8 protein-coding genes and 1 other RNA gene are annotated in these 10,257 nt (G+C 58.7%); 7 read left to right on the top strand and 2 right to left on the bottom strand.

Annotation, left to right across the window (positions count from 1 at the left end; all coding sequences use genetic code 11):
- Window positions 1–53 precede the first annotated feature (53 nt).
- Window positions 54–149, top strand: an RNA gene (gene ffs, locus DXD56_RS05330) — signal recognition particle sRNA small type.
- Between the two features lie 348 nt (window positions 150–497).
- Here the strand turns inward: ffs and DXD56_RS05325 are convergent.
- A complete protein-coding gene (locus DXD56_RS05325; RefSeq protein ID WP_117640435.1) occupies window positions 498–1,466 on the bottom strand; it encodes an LPXTG cell wall anchor domain-containing protein in 969 nt (322 codons plus the stop codon).
- A gap of 303 nt (window positions 1,467–1,769) precedes the next feature.
- A complete protein-coding gene (locus tag DXD56_RS05320; RefSeq protein WP_117640434.1) occupies window positions 1,770–2,756 on the bottom strand; it encodes an LPXTG cell wall anchor domain-containing protein in 987 nt (328 codons plus the stop codon).
- Window positions 2,757–2,966: 210 nt separating this feature from the next.
- Here DXD56_RS05320 and DXD56_RS05315 point away from each other — a divergent pair, with 210 nt between their 5' ends.
- From DXD56_RS05315 to DXD56_RS05290, 6 genes are all read left to right on the top strand, one after another.
- Window positions 2,967–4,829 (top strand): ABC transporter ATP-binding protein, encoded by a 1,863-nt coding sequence (locus DXD56_RS05315; RefSeq protein WP_117640433.1) that lies wholly within the window; start codon window positions 2,967–2,969, stop codon window positions 4,827–4,829.
- Window positions 4,830–6,689 (top strand): ABC transporter ATP-binding protein, encoded by a 1,860-nt coding sequence (locus DXD56_RS05310; protein WP_117640432.1) that lies wholly within the window; start codon window positions 4,830–4,832, stop codon window positions 6,687–6,689.
- Between the two features lie 127 nt (window positions 6,690–6,816).
- A complete protein-coding gene (gene bilS / locus DXD56_RS05305; protein WP_117640431.1) occupies window positions 6,817–7,368 on the top strand; it encodes a flavodoxin family protein BilS in 552 nt (183 codons plus the stop codon).
- An 808-nt stretch (window positions 7,369–8,176) separates the two neighbouring features.
- The gene (locus DXD56_RS05300) at window positions 8,177–8,734 is read left to right on the top strand and encodes a signal peptidase I (protein ID WP_370446007.1); all 558 of its coding nucleotides are present in this window, start codon (window positions 8,177–8,179) and stop codon (window positions 8,732–8,734) included.
- Between the two features lie 70 nt (window positions 8,735–8,804).
- Complete coding sequence (locus DXD56_RS05295) at window positions 8,805–9,518, top strand: SipW-dependent-type signal peptide-containing protein (RefSeq protein ID WP_117640429.1); 714 nt, start codon at window positions 8,805–8,807, stop codon at window positions 9,516–9,518.
- Between the two features lie 90 nt (window positions 9,519–9,608).
- Window positions 9,609–10,256: a hypothetical protein gene (locus DXD56_RS05290; RefSeq protein ID WP_117640428.1), complete on the top strand. Its 648-nt coding sequence runs from the start codon at window positions 9,609–9,611 to the stop codon at window positions 10,254–10,256.
- The last annotated feature ends 1 nt before the right edge of the window (window position 10,257 follow it).

Raw genomic sequence — 10,257 nt, 5'->3', positions numbered from 1 at the left:
CCACTTGCCGTGGCGGGCGGGAGCAGGTAAGATATACCGAGCGCCTAGCGCGTTCGATGGGTTCGGATGACGACATGTTCCGAATCTGGTCAGGTCCGGAAGGAAGCAGCCATAAGGAGCCTCTGTCGGGCATCCGAATCCATCGAGTGCGCAGGCGCTTTTTGGTGCCGCGGCTACCCGCGAGTGCCGGCAGGGCGCTTGGTGTCTCGCTGGTCCTCGGCTTTGCCTGCGGGATCGCTCGACTACCAAGCGCCCTGCCGGCACTCGCGGGTAGCCGACCAAAACTGCCTGAAGGGTCACATTTATCTGAATAATTTAATCCCGTGCCTTTTGCTGCTCGCTGGCGTTGTCTGGAGCGCGGTGGCTACGTGGTTCAAGAGGCGGCGGTGCTGTTGCTTGGATTTTGCAGTTAAAGAGGTCCGTTTCCCTGGGTTGGGGAAACGGACCTCTTTTTGTCTCTTGGCTTGTGGGTTGGCGAAGACAATAACCGCTGGCAGCTATTTTGAGTTCTTGATGCGGCGCACGCCCGCGGTGGCTATTCCGAACCCTGCGGCGGCGATTCCTGCGAGTGTGATTGCGCTCGGCGCTGTGTCGCCCGTGTTCGCGAGCTTGCCGGTGGTCGTATTTGCTTGCTTGGTGGAGCTCGATGGAGCGTCTTTGCCGGTCGCGGGCGAGCTGGCGGGCTGCGCCGTCTCGGCCGGTTGCGTTGAGCTGGAGGGTTTTGTCGTCTCGGCGGGTTTCGTTATCTCGGGTGAGGTGGTCTTATCTGCCGCGGCTTTCGCCTCTTCGTATGCCTTGCAGGCATCGTCATAGGCCGCTTGCGCCTTTTCCAAATCGCCGAGGAGTGCATTTCGCTTGGCTATGTCCTCATCGATGTGGGCTTTGGCTTCCTCTGCCTCACTTTCGAAATACTGAACCTGTTTTTCCTGGCTTTCGAGCCGGCGTTGGCAGTGGTGAAGATCATCTTCACAAGATTTTTCTCGCCTTTCTGCCGACATGATCTCACTTCGCAACTGCTTAATAGTTTCGTTAGAAGCTCCGTCGTCGATTGCCTTATTTAATTCTGCCTGAAGGCCGCTTGTCCGGTTGTGGGCCTCTTCGTATTTGGCTTGGGCTGCATCGACGTTCGCTTGCATGGCGGGAAGGCGTTCCCTCCGTTTGGCGGCTTCCGTCACCACCATGTCGTAGATCTCTTGAAAAGCGGCAATGTCATCATCGATTTCCGCAAGTTTCTCGAGACTTGCGGCGTCTTTTGCGGCCTCGAGGTTTTTGAGTGCTTCCTGCATGGCTGCATATGCTTTGTCTTTTGCGGCGGCCGCATCTTCCGTCTGCAAGGCAACTGCACCGGTGGGGGAACTGGTTTCTGCCGCGATCGCCGTTACGGGGGCGATTCCCGCGACAAGTGCCGCGGAAAGGGCGATGCCCAAGGTTGCTCGTCTTGCTCTTCTTGTGAGAATGTCGTTCATCTCGGCACCCCATTTCAAGGGTCGGCGACTAACTTGGTAGTACTAATGTAAGTATATCAGGCGGTTTGCCCGCCATTGATCGGGCGTGCGCGTATACCCCTTGATTAACAGCCATTAAATCTATCCCTTAAGGAACGCGGCTTGCTAGTGTTGTCTGGGCATTGATGGCTGCGCGGTTCAAGAGACGGTGGCATTACCATTTGTTTTTACAAATAAAGAGGCCCGTTTCCCTGGTTTTGCTTGGGGAAACGGGCCTCTTTGTCTATGGGCTTGTAGATTGGTGGGAGCGATATGCTCTGGCAGCTACCTTGAGTTCTTGATACGGCGTACGCCCGCGGCGGTTATTCCGAGGCCTGCGGCGGCAATTCCTGCGAGTGCGATTGCGCTTGGCGTTGTGTCGCCTGTGTTTGCGAGCTTGCCGGCGGTCGTATTCGCTTGCTTGCTGTTGCTTGTGTTCGCTTGCTTGGCGGAGCTCGGTGCGGCGTCTTTGCCGGTCACGGGCGAGCTGGCGGGCTGTGCCGTCTCGGCCGGTTGCGCCGAGCCGGAGGGAGGCGTTGTCTCGGTGGGTTTCGTTATCTCGGGCGAGGTGGCCGTATCTGCTGCGGCTTTTGCCTCTTCGTATGCCTTGCAGGCGTCGTCATAGGCCGCTTGCGCCTTTTTCAAATTATCGAGGAGCGCATCTCGCTTGGCTGTTTCTCCGTCGAGGTGGGTTTTATTAAACTCTACTTCGCTTTCTAAGAAATAAATCAGGCTTTTCTGACTTTCGAGGCGCATTCGGCAGTGCTCAAGCTTATCTTCACAGCGAGATTCTTGCTCTTGTGCATCCATGATCGCCAGTTCCAACTGCCATCTAGTTTCGTAATCCGTGTGGGGGATTTTATTTAATTCTGCCTCAAGGTCTCTTGTTCGGTTGTGGGCCTTATCGCATTCGGATTGGGCTGCATCGATGTCCGCTTGCATGGTAGGAAGGGATTCCTTATATATGGCAGCTCGCGCCAAATTAGTGTCGTAGTTCTTTTGAAAAATGGCAATTTTAGTATCGATTTCCGCAATTTTCTCGGGACTTGCGGCGTCTTTTGCGGCCTCGAGGTTTTTGAGCGCTTCCTGCATGGCTGCATACGCTTTTTCTTTTGCGGCGGCCGCGTCTTCCGTCTGCAAGGCAACTGCACCGGTGGGGGCGCTGGTTTCTGCCGCGATCGCCGTTGCGGGGGCGATTCCCGCGACAAGTGCCGCGGAAAGGGCGATGCCCACAGTTGCTCGTCTTGCTCTTCTTGCGAGAATGTCGTTCATCTCGGCACCTCATTTCAAGGGTCGGCGACTAACTTGGTAGCACTAATGTAAATATACCATGCTAGTTGACCCGACACTGGCTGGGTGTGCGCGTATACCCCTCTGAAAACTGAATCCCGTTAGAAATGACGAGTTGTTTACGCTTCTTTTGGGGTGGCGGTACTATCATGGTTCGAATTGAGTGTGGATGATGATAGGGAGCGCCTATACATGATTGAGCTGCTCAGGCGTTTTGGTGGTAAGTTTCGCCGCTATATGGTGATTGGCCCTGCGTGCAAGTTGATCGAAGTGATTTTCGACCTGCTTACGCCGCTGGTGATTGCCCAGATGATCGATAAAGGTATCGGTGCGCACGACGTGAGTGCCGTCGTCCACTATGGCATGGTACTTGGCGCCATGGCTGTGATCGGTATCTCGTTTACGCTCGTCTGCCAAAAGATGGCGGCGCTCACCTCGCAGGGCATGGGTACTGATATCCGCGGTGCGCTCTACGAGCACATCAACAAGCTGAGCTATGCCGAACTCGACCGCTTCGGCACGCCGTCGCTCATCACGCGCATTACCAACGACGTCAACCAGGTGCAGCTTGCCGTGGCGCTCGGTGTGCGTATGCTCATCCGTTGGCCCTTCCTAGCAGTGGGATCCATGTGCGCGGCCCTTGCCATCGACCTTAAGCTCGGCATGATCTTTTTGATTTGCACGCCCGCCATCGGCCTGGTGTTTTGGTTTGTCATGGCGCGCTGCATCCCGTACTACAAGCAGCTGCAGGCAAAGCTCGATCGCATCGCGCTCATTTGCCGTGAGGGTCTTTCGGGCGCCCGCGTGGTTCGCGCCTTTGTACGCGAAGATCACGAGCGTGAGCGTTTTGCCCAAGCCGCCGATGACCAGGCCAATACTGCCATCGCGGTGGGCAAGCTCTCGTCGGTGCTCAACCCCGTCACGTTTCTTGTGATGAACCTGGGCGTGTGCGCCATCCTGTGGGTGGGCGGCATCCAGGTCAACGTGGGCGAGCTTACGCAGGGCCAGGTTATGGCGTTTGTGAACTACATGACGCAGACCCTGACCTCCATCGTGTACGTTGCCAACCTGGTCGTGGTCTTTACCAAGGCGAGCGCCAGCGCGTCGCGTATCAACGAGGTGCTCAATTGCGTGCCGAGCATCACCGACGAGGGCAACCAGCCGGTCGCGCTGCCCAAGCCGGGCAATGCCGCCCCAGTTCCCGCGCTGAGCTTTGACCATGCGAGCTTCTCCTTTGGCGCGGGCGCGGCAAATGCCGTCAACGATGTGACGCTGGAGCTCCCGCTGGGCAAGACGCTCGGTATTATCGGCGGCACGGGTAGCGGCAAGTCCACGCTCGTTTCGCTTATTCTGCGCCTCTACGATGCGAGCACCGGCAGCGTGAGCGTGATGGGTGCCGACGTGCGCACCTGGCCGCTCGACCAGCTGCGCCACGTGGTCGCGACCGTACCGCAGCGCGCGTCGCTGGTGAGCGGCACGATCCGCAGCAACCTGACCTGGCGTGACGAGTCGGCAACCGACGAGGAGCTCTGGGCGGCGCTCGACATGGCGCAGGCGAGCGAGTTCGTGCGCAACAAACCGCAGGGGCTCGATGCCCCGGTCGAGGCGGGCGGCAAGAACTTTAGCGGTGGCCAGCGCCAGCGCCTGACCATCGCGCGCGCCTTGGTGGGTTCGCCTCGGATATTGATCATGGACGATTCTGCCTCGGCGCTCGACTTTAAGACCGACGCGGCGCTTCGCCATGCCATTCGCGAGCGCAGCGTGCGCGGTGCCGCCGAGGGCGGGCTGCCGCTGACCACGGTGATTGTGAGCCAGCGCGTCTCGACCGTGCGCGATGCCGACATGATCTGCGTGCTCGACCACGGATCGGTTGCGGGCCTGGGCACGCATGACGAGCTGTATGCAAGCTGCCAGCTCTATCGCGAGATTTGCCAGTCGCAGCTGCGCCGCGAGGAGCTCGAGGGCCAGCAGGGGAGTGCGGCGCCCGCGCCCACCCCAGGGCCCGCGTCCGCCCTAGGCGCCCCTGTATCTGTCTGCGCAAAGGAGGGCTGCTAAATGAATCCGTACACTTCTTCCGGTTCGGTCGCCACGATGACGGCAAACGTGTCCGGCAACGATAGCCTCAATGACCTGGGCGACGGCCCGCGCCAGCCCGGCGACCCCGAGCGCTATCCCGTGGGCGCGGTGACCCGCCGCCTGATGGGGTACGTCCGTCCGCACCGTATTTCGTTTACGGCGTCGTTTGTGAGCGCCGCCATCTCGGTGATTCTGCAGCTCTACACGCCCATCCTCATCGGCGAGGGCATCGACCTCATCGTTGCCGCCGGGCAGGTGGACTTTGACGAGCTGTTGCCGCTCGTTACCAAGCTCGCGATTGTCGTGGTGGGCGCGGCGGCCTTCCAGTGGCTGCAGGGCTACTGCGTCAACCGTCTGTCCTACGAGACGGTGCGCGACATGCGCGTGGAGGCGAGCGACAAGCTCAGCCGCATGCCACTCAGCTTTATCGACGGCCATGCCCACGGCGATCTCATGAGCCGCGTGGTCAACGACGTCGACCAGGTGGGCGACGGTCTGTTGCAGGGCTTTACGCAGCTCTTTACCGGCATCATCACCATCGTTGGCACGCTTGCGTTTATGCTCTCCATTAACCTGACCATGACGCTCGTGGTGGTGCTCGTCACGCCGCTTTCCATCTTTGCGGCCGGCGCCATTGCCAAGCTTTCCAATAAGAGCTTCACTGCTCAACAGCGCATCCAAGGCCAGCTCGGTGGCCATATCGAGGAGTATGTGGGTGAGCAAAAGCTGGTTGATGCGTTTGCCTACGGCCCGAACGCCCAAGCGCGCTTTGACGCGCTCAACGCCGAGCTCTACACCGCGGGCGAGCGCGCGCAGTTTATGGGTTCGCTCTCCAACCCCGGCACGCGCTTTATCAACAACATCATCTATGCCGTGGTCGCTGTGATCGGCTGCGTGGGCGTGATCACGGGCGTGCCCGCAGCGCTTACGGTGGGCGGCGTGCAGATCTTCCTGTCCTATGCCAACCAGTACACCAAGCCGTTCAACGAGGTCACCAACGTTATTACGCAAATCCAGACGGCGTATGCCTCGGCACGTCGTATGTTTGCACTGCTCGATGCCCGCGAGCAGGAGCCCGATGCGTCGGACGCCGTAGAGCTTGCCGCCCCGCAGGGCGAGGTTTCGTTTGAGCATGTGGACTTTAGCTATGTGCCCGACCGCAAGCTGCTGCAGGACATTTGCATCGACGCCAAGCCCGGCATGCGCTTTGCCCTTGTCGGTCCTACGGGCTGTGGCAAGACAACGCTCATCAATTTGCTGCTGCGTTTTTACGATATCGATGCCGGGTGCATCTTGGTGGACGGTCGCTCGTCGCGCGACTACGCACGCGCAAGCCTGCGCCGCGCCTTTGGTATGGTGCTGCAGGACACCTGGCTGTTCGAGGGCACGGTGGCGGATAACATCGCGTACGGTTGTCCCGACGCCACGCGCGAACAGATCATCGAGGCTGCCAAGCGCGCGCATGCGCACAAGTTTATCGTGCAGCTGCCGAAAGGCTACGATACGGTGATCGGCGAGGACGGCGGCACGTTTAGCCAAGGTCAAAAACAGCTGCTGTGCATCGCGCGCGTCATGCTCACCGACCCGGCGATCTTGCTGCTGGACGAGGCGACGTCGAGCATCGATACCCGCACCGAGCTGCAGGTTCAGGCGGCATTCGACGAGCTCATGGCAGGTCGCACAAGCTTTGTCGTGGCGCACCGCCTGAGCACCATCCGCAACGCCGATTGCATCCTGGTCATGCGCGACGGCGAGATTATCGAGCGCGGCACGCACGACGAGCTGCTAGCGGCAGGCGGCTTCTACGCCGAGCTCTACCGCAGCCAGTTCGCCCAGTAAGCAAGCCCGTGGGGCTAATTAATCAATCGACAGACGGTGGTTTACATCTGTCACGTTAGTACTAAGATATTCATCTAATAAATTGCATTAGTGGCTTTAGTTTTGGGGGAAACGAGGCAACGTGACTATGACGTGCTCTTTGGTGGTTAACAGCAAGAGCGGTAATACCAGGATGGTTTCGGGTGCGATCAAGCGCACTCTGCAGGCTGCGGGCGTTGAGTTTGTCCACGCCGCGGCGTTGAGCGACGATGCGGACGCAGATCAGGTTGCGCTCGAGGCACAGGGCGCCTGCGCGGCCGACACGGTGCTCGTCGGTTTTTGGTGCGACAAGGGCGCGTGCACGCCTTCGGTCGCGGCGTTGCTCTCCGCCTTGCACGGCAAGCGCGTCTTCCTGTTTGGCACCTGCGGCTTTGGGGCCGACCAGAGCTATTACCAGCAGATTATTGATCGCGTAACTTCCAATTTGGCTGGGGATGCCGAGCTTGCGGGCTGGGTGATGTGCCAGGGCAAGATGGGCCCCGCGGTCAAGCAGCGCTACGAGGCCATGCTCGAGCAAGATCCCGATAACGCCCGATTTAAGATGCTGCTCGACAACTGGGTCGCCGCAAAGGATCACCCCACCAAGGAGGACCTGGACAACATGGCCGCAGCCGCCAAGAAGGTCGTGCTGGGCGAGTAGCTTCGCTGTTCGCGGTGCCGTGCATTCAATCGTACAAACGTGAAAGCCTCGAGATTCTCGAGGCTTTTTCGTGACACGAGGGCGCCCCTTTATTGATGGAAGGCCTAATAAGCTGATTGTTCTATGCCCTGATGTAGGCGGGGTGGGACGGACTTTCCGAATGGGTGGGGTTGCGGAAGCTGCGTCCCGGAATTTGCCTTTGGAATGGGATGCGGTTTCCCGTTGAGGGGCTCTGTGGAAACCGCATCCCAGTTTTCGGCCGAGAAATGGGATGTAGTTTCCGGTTGAGGGTCTTGGCGGAAAGTGCGACCCGGAATTTGTGATCGAAGCGGGATACGGCTTCCCAACGGGGCCACAAGCGGAAGCCGCATCCCACTCCGGACGGGAATTCTGGGACACGGTTTTCAGAGGGTTATGGGCTGCGAACTAGATGGGGCTGTCATAAAACTCCAGTAAAAGGGGTCGGAAATAAAGGGCACTTCCAGCAATTTGTTTTAATGTGGGGGGGGGTACCATTATTTTAGTTCCGCAAAAAATCGATCCCTCTATGGGGAAGTTGCGTAGGGGGTTAGTCACAGATATTGGATAAAGCAGACCAATTTGGGGATAAATGACCACTTACGCCAAAATAAGTAGCATTTAGCGATAAAACATTGAAAAATGTGTAGCACATCGCTATGTTTTTATTACGAAAAGATTCCAAATTGGCTTATTTCGGACTCACTTTTCAAGCGCCTTGCGGTTCCTGTTGAAACTTGCTGACCTTTGGATGGGTCGAATAGGTCCTCAAGGGGGATGAATTATCACTTTGACGGCGCGTAGACTCAAACGATTTATTACGCTTTTGAGTAGCTTGGCGTTCGCGCTTGTCATAGCCCTTGCCGTTGTTTCTTTTGTGCCTCGCGCATTTGGATACATGTCCTTTGCTGTGCTTTCGGGCTCTATGGAACCCGAGCTCCCCGTCGGCTCCATGGTGTTTGTTCACCAGGTTGATCCAACGGATATTGTCGTGGGTGACAATGCAACTTTTTACCGATCGGACGGTGCCGTGGTGACTCACCAGGTGTACGAGGTCGACCCTGTGGCGCAGACGATCAGCACGCAGGGAATCGCAAACAAAAATGCAGATGGAACCATCATGCACGACGCCGAGCAGACGCCTTTTTCGCGCGTGATCGGTGTCGTTTCTTTTTGTGTCCCTTACCTGGGCTTCGTTAACGCATATTGCACGACGATGCCCGGTTTGCTTGTTGTGGTGGCCGTTCTGGCGCTGCTGATCGCAGCGCCGATTGTGCTCGATCGGATGGTTCCCGATGAGCCTGCGGGCAAGCATGCCCGCGCGCATGCGAGGGAGCGGCGTTCATAGCGGCAGGGAGAAGTGTCGGCGGCGGTAAAGGCCGTTGCCGGGGAAGACGATTCTCGAAAGGAAGAGAACTATGGAAAACAAGAAGAAAAAGCGCTACGGCATCGTTGCCGCCTTGCTGCTGCTGGTGCTGGCCGCCGGCGTGGGCACCTACGCCTGGCTGACAGCCACGCAGACGCTGAACAACGTGTTTACGGTGGGCAGCATCAACACTCCCGAAAAGAAGCCCGATCCCGACCAGCCCGATAAGCCTGGCCGCGATAATAATGATAGCAAGGCCTATCTGTTCGAGACCAAGTGGAAAGACGACTCCAAGATCGTTCCCGGCTCCAGCGCAGACAAGAACCCTAACGTCGGCATCGCGAAGGGCTCCGACGACGCCTACGTGTTCATCTATGTGAAGAACGCCATGGTCAAGGATGACACCGCTGCCGCGAACACCCCGTACTTCAGCCTCAACGACAACTGGAAGCCGGTCGATGGACAGGTGACCACCTCTGCCGAAGGCAAGTACCTGAGCGGTCTGTTCATGTACGCCAAGGGTGCTACCGATGACAAACCTGTTGCCCTCCCCGCCAAGAGCGCTACTGAGGACGTCTACACCGGCGAGCTCTTTAGCAAGGTTGTGTTCCCGGGCTCCCTGGATGGCTCCATGGTCGCCACGAAACCCACGATGAAGGTTTCCGCCTACATCTTCGGCGCCGACCAGAAGGACGGCAACACCAGCGCTGCTGACAACGCCGTCGCTCAGGCCAAGATTTGGGCTAATGACGTTAAGAACCAGTAGTAGCCCCACTCCCATCGAGATCCCGGCCCGCTCCCACCCCTATATTCGGGCCGGGATCTCGGTCCCCCTTATTGACGATTGGCGAACGTAATGCTCAACAATCTTTCCGACAATCAGAAACGCACCTTGGCGCTTGCCGCGATGGCGCTGTTGGCCCTGGCGTGCCTGTGCGGCACGCTGGCTTTTACCGTTGATATGGCTCCGGCGAACAACGTTCTATCGTTTGGCAGCGTGAAGGTACGAGTCTGCGAATACACCCTCAACGAGCAGGGCGAGGAGATTCCGTTTGAGCCCAACGAGCACGGGGACTATCCCGACACCAAAGCCGGGGGTTCTGACATCAGCCGCATTGTGCGCGTGGAGAACGTCGGCGCGCAGCCTGAGTACGTTCGCGCGCGCCTGCGCATGACGTCAGTGGCACCCGACGGCTCGTGCGCGGATGCCTCGGGCAACGTTGCGTTTCATGTGGACGCGGGCGAGGGGTCCCCGTGGATCGATGGCGGCGATGGGTGGTACTACTACCGTGGATTGGCCGGGCGTGGCGGCACGCTCGGCCCCGGCGCCATGACGGAAAGCCTCATGGACTCGCTGCGCTTTGTGGGCGACTACCACGATGCCGCGCGCGGCGGCTCATTCAGGCTCGATATCGATGTTCAGGCCGTGCAGGCCAAAAACCAGCAGGCAAGCGATACCGTCCTCGACGTGCTTGACGTCGCGGGCTGGCCGGAGGCGAACTAGC

It is taken from the genome of Collinsella sp. TM06-3 (assembly GCF_003436395.1).
Classification (GTDB): Bacteria; Actinomycetota; Coriobacteriia; order Coriobacteriales; family Coriobacteriaceae; genus Collinsella.
Note: the sequence above shows the minus strand (reverse complement) of the source record. Positions and strands in the feature narration are given on the sequence as shown.

Bases quoted from the DNA above. Each gene is read 5' to 3' on its own strand.
- DXD56_RS05325 (WP_117640435.1), bottom strand. From the start codon at position 1,466: ATGAACGACATTCTCACAAGAAGAGCAAGACGAGCAACCTTGGGCATC.
- DXD56_RS05295 (WP_117640429.1), top strand. From the start codon at position 8,805: ATGGAAAACAAGAAGAAAAAGCGCTACGGCATCGTTGCCGCCTTGCTG.
- DXD56_RS05310 (WP_117640432.1), top strand. From the start codon at position 4,830: ATGAATCCGTACACTTCTTCCGGTTCGGTCGCCACGATGACGGCAAAC.
- DXD56_RS05315 (WP_117640433.1), top strand. From the start codon at position 2,967: ATGATTGAGCTGCTCAGGCGTTTTGGTGGTAAGTTTCGCCGCTATATG.
- DXD56_RS05290 (WP_117640428.1), top strand. From the start codon at position 9,609: ATGCTCAACAATCTTTCCGACAATCAGAAACGCACCTTGGCGCTTGCC.
- bilS (WP_117640431.1), top strand. From the start codon at position 6,817: ATGACGTGCTCTTTGGTGGTTAACAGCAAGAGCGGTAATACCAGGATG.
- DXD56_RS05320 (WP_117640434.1), bottom strand. From the start codon at position 2,756: ATGAACGACATTCTCGCAAGAAGAGCAAGACGAGCAACTGTGGGCATC.